Genomic DNA, 18,241 nt, shown 5'->3' with positions numbered 1-18,241 from the left:
ATGAATTGTTTTGTCTGGCTGGTTATCGAAAAAAAATGAATGGAGGAAAAAGCAGATGAAAATGAATGTTGAAAGTTTTAATTTGGATCATACGAAGGTTAAAGCGCCTTATATCCGGGTAGCAGATAAAAAAACGGGTGCGAACGGGGATTTAATCGTGAAATACGATGTTCGTTTGAAACAGCCGAATCAGGATCACATGGCAATGGCAGCATTACATTCTTTGGAGCATTTGACAGCAGAATTGATTCGTAATCATGCGGATTATATTGTTGATTGGTCACCAATGGGCTGTCAGACAGGGTTCTATTTAACTGTCTTGAATCACGACAACATTGATGAGGTTATGGAGGTTTTAGAATTAACCATGAAGGATGTGCTGGTGGCGACTGAAGTTCCGGCCAGCAATCCAGTTCAGTGCGGCTGGGCAGCCAGCCATACACTGGAAGGGGCTCAAGCATTAGCTAAAGAGTTTTTGGATCAGCGTGAGGAATGGGGCAATGTCTTTGCTTAAGCTCGATACTTTGGAGCGGCGAAGATTCTGAGGTAAGAGGATAAATCTGCTTTTAAAGGTTCTTTTATGTATTTTTTCATCGCTGGAAGAGCTGAATTTGAAAATGAAAATATAGAGAAAGAGGTTGTGACAAACACTCATGAGGGCTATCGCCCACACCAAACAGAATGAAAAGAAAAAATGATCGACCTACACGCTATTTCCTGTCATACTAAAGAGGACAGAAGGGCTTGTAGGTCGATCACTTATTGAGGTTCTTTTCCAAGTTGACCTTGAGGGACAAACTAGATCGTTCTACTTATCTGCTCCTGCGGTTACTCGTCGCACAAAAAGATATGCACCAATCATTAGGTCATAGAACCTGCGTATAAAAATAAATTGTTTCTATAAGTAGAATAGCTCCTTCTGTACATTTTTTCAAGGGGGAATTGGACATGGAAGATGTACTTCGTTCTTGTTGTGCTGGATTAGACATCCATCAAAAGGTCATTGTTGCCTGTGTGATTCGTTCTGCTGAAGGAAAAAAACGCCCGGAAAAATTCTTTGGCAGTTTCGAAACAACAACTCGCGGCTTATTGGATTTATCTGATTGGTTATCTTCTTACGAAGTCACACATATCAGTATGGAAAGTACAGGGGTCTATTGGAAATGTGTGTGGCGAATTCTACAGAATCATTTTGACCTGCAATTGGCGAATCCCCGTCACATCAAGAATATTCCAGGGAAAAAAACGGATATGAAAGATGCCGAATGGATTGCTCGATTAACTCGGTTGGGTGTCGTACCCACAAGCTTTGTTCCACCCGAGCCTATTCAAGAATTGCGAGATATCACTCGTTATCGGAAGCATTTAGTTGAAGACTTGAATCGAGAAAAAAATCGTGGACATATGGTGTTACAAAGTGCCGGAATAAAGCTGACTTCTGTCATTAAAGATGTCTATGGCAAATCCGGTCGAGCGCTTCTGTATGCCTTAATTGAAAATAAAGAGATCACAGAAACACTTATTCTCGAGTGTGTCTATACTACTTTACGCAGAAAAGTACCGCAGTTGATGGATTCTTTAGAAGGGTTCATGACCGTTCATTATCGAAAAATGCTCGCTCTTCATCTCAAACAAATTGAGTGTTTAGAAAAACAAATTCAAGAAGTCGAAGAAACAATCAACGACTATCTCACTCCCTATGAAGATTATGTGGAACGGTTAGAAGAACTCCCGGGAATCAATCGGCGAACAGCCGCAATTGTGCTCGCAGAAATCGGGATAGATCTGTCTGTGTTTCCAACAGCCGGACATTTGGCTTCGTGGGCAGGAGTGAGTCCGGGGAATAATCAGAGTGCTGGAAAAACCTACAGCAGACGTGTAGGGAAAGGCAATTCTTATCTAAAAAAAGTGTTAGCACAAGGAGCATTGGCCGTTTCCCAAGGGAAACCCAATCGAATACAGGCATTTTTCTTTCGGATAAGAAGGAATACCGGACACAAAAAAGCGGTTGTAGCGACCGTACATTTGATGGTACGAATCATTTATCGGATGTTTTCCGATGCGTCCCGTTATCAAGAACTTGGAGAGAATTATCTACAAAATAGAAAGAACACCTTAACAAACAACTGCTAAAGTGTTCTAGACCAAATTTGACTAACCACACATTAAGCAGCAGGTAGTCTTTTTTTGCATTTTTTGAGTTTTAGTTTTCGTATAAGAAGTGTTCTGTCTCAAGAAATAAGTCGGACTATACGAAAATAGCTACTCATATTTTCAGTATAGTTCGACTTATTTCCGAAGAGACAGCTTCTGCGTCTACGGTTCTCACTTCGTTCCGATCCTCGAAGCATGGAGGGGCTTTGGAACACCGTTTATTCGGTTTTAGGGATCTCAGACATACTTTTGTCATAGTCCCTTAATTCTATACCAGACTGTCTATGGCAACGGTTGGTTTTCCTTTAATTACCAGTGTTAATTTTATAGTGTTTCAGCTCAGAACTATCTATTATCAGAGGCTTCTTGTTATTGTTTTTTCCAGTTCAACAAAAACAAATAGAATGATTCCTGCTGTCAGGGAAAGACCGATATGATTCAAATCAATAGCGGCAGTTCCTAAGATTGTATGCATGAACGGCGCATAAATAAGCAGGCTTTGCAAAATGAACAGGACAAGCAAGGAGAGCCAAAGAACTTTGTTGGTTAGTATTTGAGCATTAATGGAAAAATCAGTGATTTCCCGACAGTTGATCATGTAGAAAACCTGACCGAATACGATTGTCATAATCAGAGTAGTCTGCATAACAGCAGCTGAAGCTTCACGAGTTGCCAGGAAATCATTGACAAAAAATCCAAGAGCAGCCAGTAAGATGGAAACATAGATAATTCGAAAAACAGCATACCTGTCTAAAATGTTTTTTTCTGGATCTCTGGGAGGGGCTGCCATTCTGCCTCTTCCCAAGGGTTCAAAGCCTAGTGCAAAGGAAAGGGTGATTGTCGTAACCATATTTAGCCATAAGATTTGTACAGAAGTCAGCGGCAGCGGTCGATCCAATAAAATCGAAAGAACCACCAGCAGCCCTTGTGCAAAAGCTGTGGGCAGAGAAAAATAAATAGTTTTCTTTAAATTGTCATACACTCTGCGACCTTCTTTTACAGCACTTGTAATCGTTGCAAAATTGTCATCAGCCAGTACCATATCTGCAGCATCTTTTGTGACCTGCGTGCCTTTTATTCCCATTGCAATACCAATATCTGCCTGCTTTAATGCAGGTGCATCATTGACGCCGTCACCGGTCATTCCGACAATGTATCCATTCTTTTGTATCGCATGTACAAGACGTAATTTATGCTCCGGCGTTGTTCGAGCATAGACATCGTTTTTCAAAACAATCTCTGCGAGTTCATCATCAGACAATTGTTCAATATCTTTTCCTTCCAATGCATGGTCATACTGTTCCAGACCAATCTGCTTTGCAATCGCAATGGCAGTGTCCTTGTGGTCTCCTGTAATCATTTTGACAGAGATACCTGCTTTTTTACTAACTGCGACTGCTTCGATTGCTTCCGGTTTCGGTGGATCTATGATGCCATACAGCCCAATCAAAATCATTTCATCTTTTAGATCCTGATGTGAGAGCGACTCTTTTTCCTGAGGGACCTCTTTAAAAGCAGCAGCTAGAACGCGCTGTCCTTTTTGCGCCTGTGCCTGAATTTTTTCCTGCCAGTAGGTCTCATTAAATGGCTGTCTTCCATCTTTATGGAGTTGAAACTCTACCATGCGCAATAGAATATCAGGGGCTCCTTTCAAATAAATGAAGCGGCGGTGATCCACCTCTACTAAGGTTGCCATATATTTATATGAAGAATCAAAAGGGATCTTGCTGATGTCATGTTCTTCCTCTATGATCGACAAATGATTTGCCCATTCAAGCAGGGCGCCTTCTGTTGGATTCCCAATCACTTCCCGCTGTCCATTTTTATAAGTAATTTTTGTATCATTACAATATCGGGCAACCTCGATCAGCTTTCTTAGTACATCATCCTCTTCTGCCTGAGTTAATTCTTTTTGGTACATTTCAGGCTCTATCTGACTGCTTTTTTCAGTTCCATCTACCGTTACAATTGAAACAACCTGCATTTCATTTTTTGTTAATGTACCGGTTTTGTCAGAGCAAATGATTCCCATACTTCCCAGAGTTTCTACAGCGGGCATTTTTTTGATGATCGCTTTTTTTTGCGCCATTCTGGCAACTCCTACAGATAAAATAATCGACAGTACTGCAGGCAGACCTTCCGGAACCGCTGAAACGGCTAGTGCAATCATGGAAGACAATAATTTGCTTCCTGTAAAATCACGAAAAAAGATACTGAAAACTGTCAAGCCGGTGATTAGAGCAGCTAATGTATAAAAAATTTGTTTATTCAGTATTTTCATTTTCTTAATCAAAGGCGTTTCACTGTTATCAATACTTTTTAAGTGTTGACTGATTTTCCCAATTTCGGTATCATCGGCAACACTGACGACTACGCCTTTACCGGAGCCGCTGGTGACTAAGGTTACTGAGAATACCATGTTCGTACAATCACCAAGCTCCACATTTTCCGTAATCATCTCACTGTGTTTTTCTACGGGTGTTGATTCTCCAGTTAAGATTGCCTCTTCAACGACTAGGTTATAAGCTGCAAAGACACGCAGATCTGCAGGAATGATATCTCCCGGATTTAAGCAAACCACGTCGCCCTTCACCAATGTTTCAGCATCTGTTACCTGTTTTTCTCCATCACTCAGAATCACGGCGGAGGTACTCATCATGTCATTCAGACTTTTAAGAGAATCTGTCGCTTTTGCTTCCTGAACATAACCAATAATTGAATTAATAAGTACAACGAAAAGGATAATGGTCATATCAATAAAATCGCCGGACAGACCTTTTAATACGGCGGAAGCAATCAATACATAAATCAGCAAATCATGAAAGTGAGCGAAAAATTTTTTTAATTTTCCATCTTCCTTTTCTCCGGTCAGTATATTTTTCCCGTCTTGCTCCAGCCTTTTTTTTCTAACTTCCTGACTCAATCCTATTTCAGATGTGTCCAGCACTTTAGACAGTGCGGTCATATCCATTTGATACCATTTCATAAAGATCTCCTCCTTGGAAAAGTGTAGATATCTTCTCTATTTTACTATAGAGTCAGCCAAACGAATAAAGATATGATTCTTTTTGATTGTAGGAATGCATCTATAGGAATAGTAAACAACAGTGGGCAAATATTTATATTCATTACTAAGGGATAGCTAGTATGCGAAGCGCTGATGGGGATAAATTTGTCAGAATTTATTTCACATACAAAGAGATAGCTGTATGCAGATGACAATCTTTGTATGTGAAATATTCATCTCAAGAAATGATAGGATTTATGTTTTAGTCAGTGAGAAACGAAAAGATCGGACGGTCAAGAATTTCCGCAGCATCAAAGGAAATTCGGGAATTAGCAGATGCTTTACAAGGATAGTTGCAGCTGATTTGACTCGATTTAGTAATGGAATCGGGCAGCAGCTTTTCACAGCCGAGTTGCTTGTGGTCCGCTGACCGAATGCTTGATCCTAATGATTCTTGCAGTTGTGTTTTACAGGAGATAAACCTTTGTTACTATTCGAATTATAGGGGATTAATCTCCGGACAGAACAAAATACTAGGGTGTGTCTGAAAACTCAAGCGGCAAATATTTTGATGATTTTTATCGAACTCCTTGTCATAAATACTCGCTTATGAACCACATAAGCTGCGTTTTCTTCCTTGATTTCAACAAAAATCACTGAAAAATTTGAATACCACTAACTTTTCAGACACGCCCTAGTAGTTTAGGTTTATTTAAAGTAATAAATTTTGTACGGGCGACCAATTTTAGTATAGATAGTTTCAGGCTTCAATCGATTTATTGTTTCTAAATAGCGCAAATATTTACGAATAGATACATGAGAAAGGTCTGTTTTTTTGACTAATTCTTCTAATTTAAATGGTTGATTCAGGCTATTGATTGTATCAATAATTAGTTCTAAGGTTTCATTAGACAATCCTTTTTCTAGAACTACTTCAGAAACAGTTGTATTAGCAGAATTTCCTCTTAAATTGTCAATGACAGTTTGATCGATTGTTTCTCTCTTTAAACTTTTTTCTTTTTCAAGAAACAATTGAATACTTTGTTCGAAGCGTTCAAAAGTAAAAGGCTTAATTAAGTAGTCCAATGCTCCAAAATGCAGCCCCTCTTGTACACTTAAGGCCTCATTCGCAGCCGTAATCAGGATGACCTCTACATTGATTTGCTGATTTCGCAACATGCGTAAAAATTCCAAGCCATTGTCATCTTTCAAGTGAATATCCAATAGAATTAAATTGATTTTTTTATTGGTAATCAACGCCATGGCGTCTTTAACAATACTTGATGAATAGATATTTACAAAACTATTCATTCTTTCCAGATAATTTCTATGAATAAATTCTACCATAGGGTCATCTTCAACAATTAAGACATTCATATTGCTCCTCCTTCATAGCTGGTTTTTAAAATCAAAATCGTTCCCGATGATTGGGTTTCAATCGTAAATGTTCCTTCAGCATCTTTGAGTAGCTCTTTAAAATAATTTTCTTGGAAAAAGACAGATAATTTATCAGTGTTTATAGTACTATCGGTTAAAATGTAGCTTGAAGTCAATAAATTACTTGTACAGTCAATGGTTACTGGCAGTTTTTCAGGTAATTCCTGCTGCAATAAAACATGATGGATATAGCGGTATAAGCTAATGATTGTAATTGTCTTTTTTTGATCCAGATAATCAGGTAATTCAGAGAAAAGTTCAATTGCTAAATCTATCCCATATTTTGAAAACTTCTCTTGTTCACCAACTAAAAAAACAGCGATCATAGGATTTTTTACCAAAATGGAAAGACTGTTTGTAAACGTTTCTTCTGGATTTAAAATGTCATTAAGATAAATTTTTAATTCATTGTAAGCTGCTAAATCTACTAAACCATAAATAACATGAAGCTTATTCATAAACTCATGGGATTGATTTTGTAACGCTGATACATAGGAAGTGGTACTTGCCAGCTGATCCATAACGAAAAGAGATTCGGTTGCATCTCTAAGAAAGATAATGGAACCTACTGCTTGTTTTCTCACTAATATTGGTGCTATATAAAAAAGATAATCTTGGCCATTTTGCCGATATAATTGCTCGGCATTACGCGTAAAGTTCAGCTGAGCTTTATCCTGTATTAAGGCATCCACTAATTGTCCTTCTAAAGAATCGCTGTTTCCGCCCAATTGAAGATAGAACTCTTTTGCGGCTGTGTTTGCCAAAGTGATTTTACCTAATCTATCGATTACAACAACTACATCTTTCGTTTCATTAAGCATCGCATTTCTCTCTTCTAAAAGTTTTGTGATTTCCTTAGGTTCTAAGTTTAATAATTGGCGTTTCAAATAATAAGCAACTAAGGTAGATGTGAACAAAGCAATTCCAACACTGATGATAAGAGAAAAAGCATAGCGTTCTCTGGAAGCTTTAATTAAGGTATCTAAAGAAGTCAGTTTAATTCCTAAAGCCACAACGCCAATTTGCTTGGAATCCTCAAAGATTGGTACAAATCCTCTTAATGAGTCACCTAATGTTCCCTTGCTGATAGAGATATGTTCTTTCCCTGACATTGCTGTTGTTTCATCCCCACCTTCAAAGGGCTGCCCGATTTTACTTATACTGGGATGGGTTAAACGAATCCCCTCCATATTCATAATGACAACAAAATCAAAATTATAGATTTCAGCTATATCTAATGTATATTGTTCAAGTGCATCCGAGGATTCATTTATTAGTAAAGCGCTTTTAATTTCTGGTTCTAAAGCAACTTGCTTACCTACAGAAAGCAACAATTGCTCTTCTTCTTTTTGTACCCGATCAGTATTTTCCTTTAATATTAATCCGTAAAGAATGGTGTTTGTTGTTAATAAGGTAACAATAAAGATAATCGATAGTAGCAGCCATAAGCTAATGCTCTTTTTCATGATGATCCCTCCATGGAAATTATACCATAGTCTTTTTCCCGACCATTTCCTTAAATTAGTTGAACTACTTAAATTAGTTAAATAAGCTTCATTACCTGAAATATCATGACTATACTAAAGATACAAATAAATCAGGAGGGAAATTTATGGAAAAGCGTGAATGGTCAAAAACAAATCAGCAAACAGAAAAAAAAGCTACTGTAACAAATCAGCCAGCAGAAAAAGGAAATGCTATTTTAGAGAGGTGGATGAAAATCCGAGTTGGTTCTACTCCTCTGCCAGTCTATATAGTGTTGGCTGCAGTTATTATGATTACAGGTTACTTGCAGCAATTACCAGTAAACATGCTTGGCGGCTTTGCTGTTATATTAACCATGGGGTGGCTATTAGGGACAATTGGAGCAAATCTTCCTGTTTTAAAACATTTTGGCGGGCCGGCAATTTTATCTTTACTAGTTCCTTCTATTTTAGTTTTCTTTAATCTAATTAATCAAAATGTGCTGGATTCAGCAGATATACTTATGAAGCAAGCCAACTTTTTATATTTTTATATAGCTTGTCTCGTTTGTGGAAGTATCTTAGGAATGAATCGAAAAATCTTAGTTCAAGGACTTATGAAAATGATTATTCCAATGATGGTTGGTATGATTTGTGCAATGGGAGTGGGAACTGCTGTAGGTTTGCTGCTGGGAATGGATTGGAAACATACACTCTTCTTTATCGTAACTCCAGTTTTGGCAGGAGGAATTGGTGAAGGGATTTTACCACTTTCCTTAGGATACAGTGCAATTACAGGCACAGGCAGCGAGCAATTAGTTGCGCAACTGATTCCTGCAACAATTATCGGTAATTTTTTTGCTATCGTATGTTCAGCATTACTTTCTCGGTTTGGTGAAAAATATCCTAAATATTCTGGTAAGGGTCAACTGGTAAAAATATCCGACAATGATGACATGGCAGATGCATTGAAAGAAGATAAAAGCCCATTTGATATAAAATTAATGGGTGCTGGGGTCCTAGTTGCATGTGCATTATTCATTACAGGGAACTTGCTGCAGCATTTAACTGGATTTCCTGGACCTGTTTTGATGATACTTGTTGCAGCTTTCTTAAAATATGTAAACATCGTTCCTAAGGAAACACAGACAGGTTCAAAACAATTATACAAATTTATTTCCGGCAACTTTACCTTTCCGCTGATGGCAGGCTTAGGTTTACTGTATATTCCTTTAAAAGATGTAGTTGGAACACTAACATGGCAGTATTTTATTGTTGTTATCAGCGTTGTTTTTACTGTAATTGCAACTGGTTTCTTCATCTCTCGTTTTATGAATATGAATCCTGTCGAAGCAGGGATTGTATCAGCCTGCCAAAGTGGTATGGGAGGAACTGGCGACGTTGCAATTTTAAGTGCTACTGATCGTATGAACTTGATGCCCTTTGCTCAAGTAGCCACACGTTTAGGCGGTGCTATCACGGTGATAACCATGACGGCTATTTTAAGAATGATTTTCTAAAATCTAAAGTATTCAGACAAACCCTAATTTAGTTATGGAGGAAATAACAATGAAGAAAGATGTAAAAGAATTAGCATTAGAACAAGCAAGGAAATACGGCGGGAAATTATCTGTTGTTTCTAAAGTTGAGATTAACAATCGCCACGATTTGAGTGTTGCGTATACTCCAGGTGTTGCAGCTGTTTCTTCAGCGATTGCAGATAACAAGGCATTGGCACATGAGCTAACAATTAAGAAAAATATGGTTGCTGTAGTTAGTGACGGCTCTGCTGTTTTAGGCTTAGGAAATATTGGCGCAGAAGCAGCAATGCCTGTTATGGAAGGGAAAGCAGCTCTGTTTAAACAATTTGCAGATGTCGATGCTATACCCATTGTATTGGATACGCAAGATACAGAAGAAATTATTCAAATTGTAAAAGCTATTTCACCGACCTTTGGAGGAATCAACTTAGAAGATATTAGTGCACCCAGATGTTTTGAAATCGAAAAACGATTAATTGAAGAATGTGATATCCCTGTTTTCCATGATGATCAACATGGAACAGCAATTGTGGTTTTAGCAGCAGTTTATAACAGCTTGAAGTTAATCAATAAAACATTAGATAAAGTTAAAATTGTGATCAATGGCGGCGGCTCTGCCGGACTTTCTGTTGCAAAGAAATTTCTGGCAGCCGGTGCAAAAAATATTATAATTGTTGATAAAATTGGCATTATCAATGAAGATGATTGTGCAAGTTTGCCGCCGCATCACGCTGAAATTGCAAAAGTGACAAATAGAGATAAAGTTTCTGGTACATTGGAAGATGCTTTGGTTGATGCAGACATCTTTGTCGGTGTCTCTGCGCCGGGGGCTCTAAAGCCAGAATGGATTCAGAAGATGGCGGATAAGCCTGTTATCTTTGCAATGGCAAACCCAGTACCAGAAATTTTTCCTGATGAAGCTTTAGCAGCGGGTGCCTATATTGTTGGTACAGGTCGTAGTGATTTCCCGAATCAAATCAATAATGTTTTGGCTTTCCCAGGGATTTTCAGAGGTGCGCTGGATGCACAGGCAACTAGAATTACCGAAGAAATGCAGATTGCTGCTGCCTTAGGTATTGCTAGTTTAATTCCTGAAAATGAACTGACTACTACCAATATTATACCAGATGCTTTTGAAGCTGGTGTAGCAAAAATTGTTGCTAAATCAGTTGTTGAGGCTATAAAATGATGATTCAATAAAGTAAATCTTTGTTCAATAACCGCCAGATCAAACTGGTTCCCCTGGTATTATCAGGAAAATATTCTCTTTATAATTATGTTCTCTGTGTTTGAATATCAGTAAGCGTTCTATCTCTATATATAAAGAGACTTTTTAGCTAAAGCTGACTTCTGTACTTAGTAAGCATATTTTTAAATTTCCTTATGGGCTGGGGTAACCAAAGAAAAAAATCTTTCCGAAAATAAAAATCGGAAAGATTTTTTTTCAATGTTAAAGGAGCTATAAAAGTTTTGGTTAAGCAAACCCGGTGATGCCAAAGAATATAGAAGAAATTATTCGGTAAAAAGAGGCGCTATAATTTTGGGGACTGATAGAGAAAATTCTATCGGTTCCAATTTTTTATAAAAAAACAAAGAAGATACACAACTTTTCCGCTAGAATAGAATCACCACAACACTAACTAGTAAAGGAACTATTTAATTAAGTATATACAAAAAAATCAAATTTTTTGACTGCATTTTTACGACAGACTATACTCAACTCAGTGACAGCTGGGTGCAGTTTTTGTTGTTATCTTAGAAAAACAGCTAAAAGAGCAGACAGTTTTCTTCAGTCCTTTATGAAAAGATTGCTCTCAAAATAGATGCTTTGTTTGTTATAGTTTATTTCGAAGCAGGGAATAAGAACGGTATGACAGGTAGGATTATCATGAGTAATTCCAAAGAAATAAATATAGAACCAAAGCTGAACTCATACCATAAAGCTGTCAGGGGAAGGTGCAATTCTCGACAAAAAGACAGACTATGCGAGTTCATTAATGCGGTACTCAGTCGGACGGAAACGATAAGAAGAGTACTACTGCAAAAAAACTATTCCACTAAATCAAATCATAAACGGGGAGAGAGACCATGAAAAGCAAACTACAACAATATAAAATTCTTCTGATCCTGCTGATTCTTGCAGTAGTTCTGCTGGCTGTTTTTTTTAGCAGTTTCAGTTTTATTCTTGGTATAGTTGAGCTTTTCGCAATTCTGGTTTGTGGTCAGCTGGTGTTCTTCGATCAGAGGAATGCTGCTTCCAAATTCGCCTGGATACTGACACTCCTCTTCCTGCCTCTGATTGGCATCATTTTATATTTTCTGTTGGGAAAGGAACCGCATCAGCGCAGGCTGCCAAAGAAACAGATAGAGGATGAGCAAAAGCTGCAGGACTTTGTGTCGGAGCATTTGCAAAAATATCCCGAGATTATTCAAAATGAACATCCTCTGTCGGAGGATATTTTTCATCTTTCCTCTAAATATCCAACAAATGGGAATTATGTGAACATCTTGAGTGAAGGAAAAGAAGCATTTGCCTCTTTATTGAAAGATATCGGGCAGGCCCAAGACCATATCCACGTTTTTTATTTCATTATTAAAGGGGATGAGACGGGGACAGAATTGGTTCATGCGCTGATAGAAAAGGCAAAAGAGGGAGTCAAGATTCGTTTTATGTATGACAGTCTGGGTTCCATTGCTTTTCCGAATCAGCTGTTGGAGGAGCTGCGCAGTCAGGGGATTGAAGTGCGAACCTATGACCTGTTGAATTCTCCCTGGTTGAGTAACAAAGCCAACTGGCGTAATCATAGAAAAATGGTTATTATTGATGGAGAAATCGCTCATGTCGGTGGAATGAATATAGGAAATGAATACAGCGGGCGAGGGGAAAAATTTGTCTACTGGAGAGATACCAATATTCGTTTACAAGGACCCTCAGTCATTGAGGTACAGGAATGCTTTATTTATGACTGGCTGTTTTTGGATAAAGGGCAGTATACTCTATCTCATTTTCTGGTTAATGATAAACGCTATTTTCCATTAGTGGAGAATGAAACTGCAGCAATAGATTCTGAAATTGTTCAGGTTATTTACGGCGGACCGTATGACAAGGAGCGGGTCATTAAAGATTCATTTGTCGATCTGATCAGTAAGGCTGCTGTTTCCATCAAAATTGCCATGCCTTATTTTGTTCCGGATGAAGAAACATTGGGCGCTTTAAGACGGGCAGCGCGCTGCGGTGTAAAGGTCCAGCTGATCATTCCCGGAAAAGGGGATCGTGGGATTTCGTATCATGGAACAAATTCGTTTATTGACGAGCTGCTTTCAGCAGGGATAGAAGTGTATGCCTATGACCGCTCTTCTTTTATTCACTGTAAATATATGATTATTGATGATCATGCAGCAACAGTTGGCTCGACGAATTTTGACATCCGCAGTTTTTATCTTAATCATGAACTGTCACTCTTTATTTATGGTCCTTCACCGGCGATTGAGGAGTTGACTGACCAGTTTGCTGCTGATCTGAGCAATTCCGGTCAAGTGAATGAAGCCATGCAGGCAAAGAGAACGCTGCTTGAAAAATGTAAGGAAAAAATCAGTGCGTTGTTTGTGCCGATTCTTTGAGGCAGCAAACAGATAAGCCTAGTGTATAATTGCTGAAATCAACATATTTATTAGACAGGAAGGTGAACGAGTATGAATAAAATTATTGTAATCGGTAATGGAGATGTCGGTTCAAGCTACAGCTTTGCTTTGATGGCCCAAGGGGTAGGAAGTGATGTGGGGATTATTGATTTGGATGCGAACAAAGTCGCCGGTGATGTACAGGATCTTACTCACGGACTGGCTTATGTCGGACCAAAAAATATCTATTCTGCGACTTACGCAGATTGTTCTGATGCGGATATGATCGTGATCACAGCCGGAGCTGCTCAAAAAGAAAATGAAACCAGACTAGATCTGGTGAAACGGAATGCCGCTATTATGAAGTCCATTGTCGAAGCTGTTATTCGGGAGGGGTTTAATGGAATATTTCTGATTGCCAGCAACCCGGTGGATGTTTTGACGCATTATGTAAAAGAGCTGACTGGATTTCCTCCAAAAAAAGTAATTGGTTCTGGCACGTCTTTGGACAGTGCAAGACTCAGAAGTGCGGTAGGCGAAAAATTTCAGATAGATCCAAGAGATGTGAATATTTACATTTTGGGAGAGCATGGAGACACACAATTTCCTGTCTGGTCGCATGGCAATATCGGAGGGTTGAAAATTACAGAATGGCTGGATCAGCATCCAGAGTTTTCACAGGAGGATCTTTTGAAGCTGTCAGAAAATGTCAAAAACGCTGCCTATGAAATTATCAATTATAAAGGCTCTACGCATTATGGAATAGCAATTGCTCTGGCACGAATTACTCAGGCGATTCTGCAGGATGAAAATTCGGTGCTGCCGGTTTCTGTTCATTTGGAAGGACAATACAACAGTGAAGATGTTTGTATTGGCTCCAATGCGGTTATAAACAGAGAAGGCATTCGGGAAATTATTGAGACGCCTCTTGATGAGGACGAGAAGAAGAGCATGCAGCATTCCATCCAAACCTTAAAAAACATGCAGGACAGTATACTGGAAGATCCGGCATTGAGGTAAAGCCGACTGGTATAAAAGGATGGGTGCTTTCAGCAGCTAAATCGTATAAGATGTTTGGGAAAGAAATCTCATCTTGTAATTGACTTACTTTCCTAAGATTGGAAGGCACCTATTTGCTGTAAATAATTTATCAGCTGTATGGAAAGAGATTGACATTCTGTTTTTGCAACTGTATTCTTAAACTGTTAATTGAATAGATTTCTTCGGGGCAGGGTGTAATTCCCGACCGACGGTGACAAGCAATACTTGAAGTCCGTGACCCGCATATTTGCGGTTGATCCAGTGAAATTCTGGAACCGACAGTTAAAGTCTGGATGGGAGAAGAAAAACTTAGTAGAACTTGACGGGAGAAGTGTATCTTTTTTTGTCATTGTTTCTTTGAGTTTGATTTGTAACAGCCCTGTGTATTTGTGCGGGGCTGTTTTGTTTTGGAAAGGAGGAATTATTTTGCATGAAATGTTTATGAAGCTGGCAATTGAGGAAGCAAAAAAGGGGCAGGGGAAGACCTATACAAACCCTTTAGTTGGCTCAGTCATCGTTAGTGGAAATGAAGTGATTTCGCAAGGCGCACATCTCGAATTTGGACAAGCGCATGCTGAAAAAAATGCAATTGATTTATGTAAAACTCCCGAAAAATTATTCAATTCAACACTCTATGTTACCTTGGAGCCCTGTGATCATTATGGAAAGCAGCCGCCATGTACAGCGATAATCAGCAACTCAGGAATCAAATGCGTAGTCATTGGGCAGCTGGACCCTAATCCGCTGGTTTCAGGAAAAGGTGTGGAAAAGTTAAGAGAACAGGGAATCCAGGTGATTACAGGTATTCTGGAAAAAGAGGTTCGTTCATTAAACGAACACTACAATTATTTTTTTGAAAGGCAGATGCCGTTCGTTACCTTAAAGCAGGCAATGTCAGCGGATGGGAAAATTTCTTTTGCCCGAAGACGAACACAGCTAACGCAGGAAGCGGCTTCAAAAAGGGTTCATGAAGAAAGAGGAAGCTATCAGTCAATTTTAGTGGGAAGTGAAACGATTTTAACGGATAATCCCAATTTATTATCAACAAACAAGTCTCCATTTCCTCCCGTTCGCATTGTGCTGGATCGAAGAGGACGAGTTTTAGTGCATCCCCAATTTAATATTTTTAAAGATAAAACAGCACCCGTACTGATTTTTACTGAAGCAGTTGTAAACACCGAACAATTGCCAGGGCATGTAGAAGTAGTCTCGTTATCAAAAGTCACGATTCCAGCAGTACTCCATGCGCTGCAGGAAAGAACCATTCAGTCTGTTTATGTAGAAGGTGGAGCAATAATCCATGATGCTTTTTTAGCAAGCGATTGTTGGGAAGAAATAATTTGTTATATGACACCGACTCTCTTGGGTGGAAATAGTCTTCCGGCGATGTCAAGTAATCGAGAGACTAGCCATTTAGCTTCAATGAAGTTCACAGAGATAGAAAAAATCGGTGAAGATTTTCGAATTGTCGGAAGGAGAGAGTGACATGTTTACAGGGTTGATTCAGGAAAAAGGAAAAATTATTCGAATGAGCTATATGGGGCAGACTGTAAAGCTTACCTGCCAAGCTTCGGCAGAATTGCTCAGGGACTATCAAATTGGAGACAGTATGGCCATAAACGGGGTTTGTCTAACTGCAATTTCAATCGCTCAACAACAATTTACCGTAGATATTATGCCGGAAACCTATCAGCGGACAAATTTTTCCCGCTTGAAAGTGAATGATGAAGTAAATCTGGAACGGGCACTCCTATATGAAGGGCGTTTGGAAGGACATTTGATTACCGGACATATAGACGGCATGACTCGCCTTAAAGAAAAAAGAGTACAGGAGAATGCGCTTGTTCTTACATTTGACTTTCCAGATTCATTTCATGGAGAAATTATTGCTCAGGGTTCTATCGCTGTTAACGGTGTCAGTTTAACTGTTACACAGATTACGAGTTCGAGTTTTTCCGTCAGCTTGATTCCTCATTCAAAGGATCAGACCAATTTAGGGAAATTAAATTGCGGCGATTATGTAAATATTGAAACTGATGTGTTGGGAAAATATGTGAAAGCACAGCTGGGTGTATACCAGCCGACAAACTGGAAAGGACTGGTTTAATTGAGTAGAGAGAAGATTCAGGAAGCCATAGCGTTTCTAAAAAAGGGCAAGCTGATTGTGGTGGCAGACGATGATGATCGGGAAGCAGAAGGCGATTTAGTTGGTATTGCAAATCTGGTGTCGGCTGAAAATGTCAACTTTATGGTTACCTTCGCGAGAGGCTTGATTTGTGCTCCTGTCTCTAAAAAAATTGCGAATCGTTTAAATCTTGCAGAAATGGTGGGGAATAATACGGACAGCTTTGGTACAGCCTTTACTGTCAGTGTTGATCATGTAGAAACAGCAACAGGTATTTCAGCTTATGACCGTGCCAAAACGATTGAAGCGTTGGCGAACAAGGAGAGCCTGTCGGAAATGTTTAATCGGCCGGGGCATATTTTTCCACTGATTGGTAAAGAAGGGGGTGTACTGGAAAGGCGTGGTCATACTGAAGCAGCCATTGATTTAGCCAAGCTGGTTAACCGGAGTGAAGCGGCTTATATATGTGAAATTCTAAACGAGGATGGAACCATGGCAAGACGGCCTCAGCTTGAAGTATTTGCAAAGAAGCATAACCTTCCGTTTATTACAGTTGAAGAACTGGTGACTTATCTTCATGCTGAAAAAACATCAGCTGTTAAATTGCCTACAGTTTTTGGCGAGTTTGACTTAATGCTTTTTGAAGATCAGCAGCATAAAGAACATTTAGTATTGTCCAAAGGGGACATTCGCCATACAGAGGAGCCGTTAATGGTTCGGCTTCATTCTGAGTGTTTAACGGGGGATATTTTTGGCTCTTATCGCTGTGACTGCGGGGAGCAGCTGCATGAGTCAATGCGAATGATTGAAGAGAAAGGAACGGGGGCTGTTTTATATCTGCGTCAGGAAGGTCGGGGAATTGGGCTGAAAAATAAATTACGCACCTATCAATTGCAAGAGCAGGGAATGGATACGGTTGATGCAAATCTGGCTCTGGGTTTTCAGCCGGATGAGAGAAATTATCAATTTGCGGCAGATATACTGGCTGCTTTAGGCGTTGAAGAGATTGATTTGATTACCAATAATCCTGAAAAAATCGAACAACTGGAAGCATATGGCATTAAGGTGAAGCATCGTATTCCAATTGAAATCCCAGCGGTAGAAGAAAATAAAAAGTATTTGCAAACGAAAAAAGAAAAATTTCATCATTTATTATCTAATTAAGAGAGGAAGAAGAATATGACTACGTTTGAGGGACAGCTTATTGGAAAAGGAATGAAAGTTGGTATTGTCATTGCCCGATTTAATGAATTTATTAATGCCAAACTGCTCAGCGGAGCTATGGATATTTTAATCCGTCATGGCGTACTGGAAGAAAATATTGATGTTTACTGGGTACCAGGGGCATTTGAGATCCCTTTTGTTACAAAGAAATTAGTCAGTGCCAAAAAGTACGATGGATTAATTACTTTGGGGACCGTTATTCGAGGTGCGACAACTCATTATGAACTGGTCAGTAATGAAGTAGCAAAAGGTGTAGCACATATTGGACTGGAAGCGGATATTCCCGTGATGTTTGGTGTGCTGACTACTGAATCCATTGAACAGGCGATTGAGCGGGCAGGAACAAAAGCTGGGAACAAGGGTAGCGAAGCAGCGCAGGGATTGATTGAGATGATCTCACTAAATAAACAGTTGATTGGATAAAAATATAATCAACTGTGAGAGGAAGGGCTGCTCGTTCTTTTTATTGAAGTACACAGATTAACATTTTCTATCATTTTCTTGGACAAAAGTACCAAATCATTTGTGTAAAACACTAGTGACTATAGCATAATAATGGGATATCTTTGTGCATAAAAATATTTTGATAGAATTTTAATGGTTAAGTAGTAATAGTTGCAGAGTAAAG

Annotated in this window: 13 protein-coding genes and 1 riboswitch; of the genes, 10 read left to right on the top strand and 3 right to left on the bottom strand. The window is 39.0% G+C overall.

Annotated elements, in window-relative coordinates; translation table 11 throughout:
* Positions 1 to 55 precede the first annotated feature (55 nt).
* Positions 56 to 514, top strand: coding sequence for an S-ribosylhomocysteine lyase (locus IW492_RS13180; protein WP_202068102.1), 459 nt, complete (start codon positions 56 to 58; stop codon positions 512 to 514).
* Between the two features lie 434 nt (positions 515 to 948).
* Positions 949 to 2,133: an IS110 family transposase gene (locus tag IW492_RS13175; RefSeq protein WP_202068101.1), complete on the top strand. Its 1,185-nt coding sequence runs from the start codon at positions 949 to 951 to the stop codon at positions 2,131 to 2,133.
* A gap of 376 nt (positions 2,134 to 2,509) precedes the next feature.
* Here IW492_RS13175 and IW492_RS13170 read toward each other — a convergent pair whose 3' ends face one another.
* The 3 genes from IW492_RS13170 to IW492_RS13160 form a co-directional block, all read right to left on the bottom strand.
* A complete protein-coding gene (locus IW492_RS13170) occupies positions 2,510 to 5,140 on the bottom strand; it encodes an HAD-IC family P-type ATPase (protein ID WP_202068100.1) in 2,631 nt (876 codons plus the stop codon).
* A 729-nt stretch (positions 5,141 to 5,869) separates the two neighbouring features.
* Positions 5,870 to 6,538 (bottom strand): response regulator, encoded by a 669-nt coding sequence (locus tag IW492_RS13165; RefSeq protein ID WP_202068099.1) that lies wholly within the window; start codon positions 6,536 to 6,538, stop codon positions 5,870 to 5,872.
* A complete protein-coding gene (locus tag IW492_RS13160) occupies positions 6,535 to 8,064 on the bottom strand; it encodes a Spo0B domain-containing protein (protein ID WP_202068098.1) in 1,530 nt (509 codons plus the stop codon). The genes IW492_RS13165 and IW492_RS13160 overlap by 4 nt, the downstream gene beginning before the upstream one ends.
* 248 nt (positions 8,065 to 8,312) lie before the next feature.
* On the opposite strand from IW492_RS13160, the gene IW492_RS13155 reads away from it, so the two are divergent.
* From IW492_RS13155 to ribH, 8 genes are all read left to right on the top strand, one after another.
* The gene (locus IW492_RS13155) at positions 8,313 to 9,581 is read left to right on the top strand and encodes a 2-hydroxycarboxylate transporter family protein (protein WP_202068134.1); all 1,269 of its coding nucleotides are present in this window, start codon (positions 8,313 to 8,315) and stop codon (positions 9,579 to 9,581) included.
* Positions 9,582 to 9,630: 49 nt separating this feature from the next.
* On the top strand, positions 9,631 to 10,791 hold the full coding sequence (locus IW492_RS13150) for an NAD(P)-dependent malic enzyme (protein ID WP_202068097.1): 1,161 nt from the start codon (positions 9,631 to 9,633) through the stop codon (positions 10,789 to 10,791).
* 899 nt (positions 10,792 to 11,690) lie between these two features.
* Positions 11,691 to 13,223, top strand: a complete 1,533-nt coding sequence (gene cls, locus IW492_RS13145; RefSeq protein WP_202068096.1) for a cardiolipin synthase — start codon at positions 11,691 to 11,693, stop codon at positions 13,221 to 13,223.
* A gap of 72 nt (positions 13,224 to 13,295) precedes the next feature.
* Complete coding sequence (locus tag IW492_RS13140; protein ID WP_202068095.1) at positions 13,296 to 14,243, top strand: L-lactate dehydrogenase; 948 nt, start codon at positions 13,296 to 13,298, stop codon at positions 14,241 to 14,243.
* Between the two features lie 195 nt (positions 14,244 to 14,438).
* Positions 14,439 to 14,573, top strand: a riboswitch (FMN riboswitch).
* 117 nt (positions 14,574 to 14,690) lie between these two features.
* Complete coding sequence (gene ribD, locus IW492_RS13135) at positions 14,691 to 15,749, top strand: bifunctional diaminohydroxyphosphoribosylaminopyrimidine deaminase/5-amino-6-(5-phosphoribosylamino)uracil reductase RibD (RefSeq protein WP_420705960.1); 1,059 nt, start codon at positions 14,691 to 14,693, stop codon at positions 15,747 to 15,749.
* Between the two features lies 1 nt (position 15,750).
* Positions 15,751 to 16,371, top strand: coding sequence for a riboflavin synthase (locus IW492_RS13130; RefSeq protein ID WP_202068094.1), 621 nt, complete (start codon positions 15,751 to 15,753; stop codon positions 16,369 to 16,371).
* Positions 16,372 to 17,553: a GTP cyclohydrolase II gene (ribA, locus tag IW492_RS13125; protein WP_202068093.1), complete on the top strand. Its 1,182-nt coding sequence runs from the start codon at positions 16,372 to 16,374 to the stop codon at positions 17,551 to 17,553.
* Positions 17,554 to 17,568: 15 nt separating this feature from the next.
* Positions 17,569 to 18,036 (top strand): 6,7-dimethyl-8-ribityllumazine synthase, encoded by a 468-nt coding sequence (gene ribH, locus IW492_RS13120; protein ID WP_202068092.1) that lies wholly within the window; start codon positions 17,569 to 17,571, stop codon positions 18,034 to 18,036.
* Positions 18,037 to 18,241: the final 205 nt, after the last annotated feature.

Origin of the sequence: Enterococcus sp. BWB1-3, from assembly GCF_016745275.1 — a bacterium.
In the GTDB taxonomy this organism is placed as follows: Bacteria; Bacillota; Bacilli; order Lactobacillales; family Enterococcaceae; genus Enterococcus_L.
Note: the sequence above shows the minus strand (reverse complement) of the source record. Positions and strands in the feature narration are given on the sequence as shown.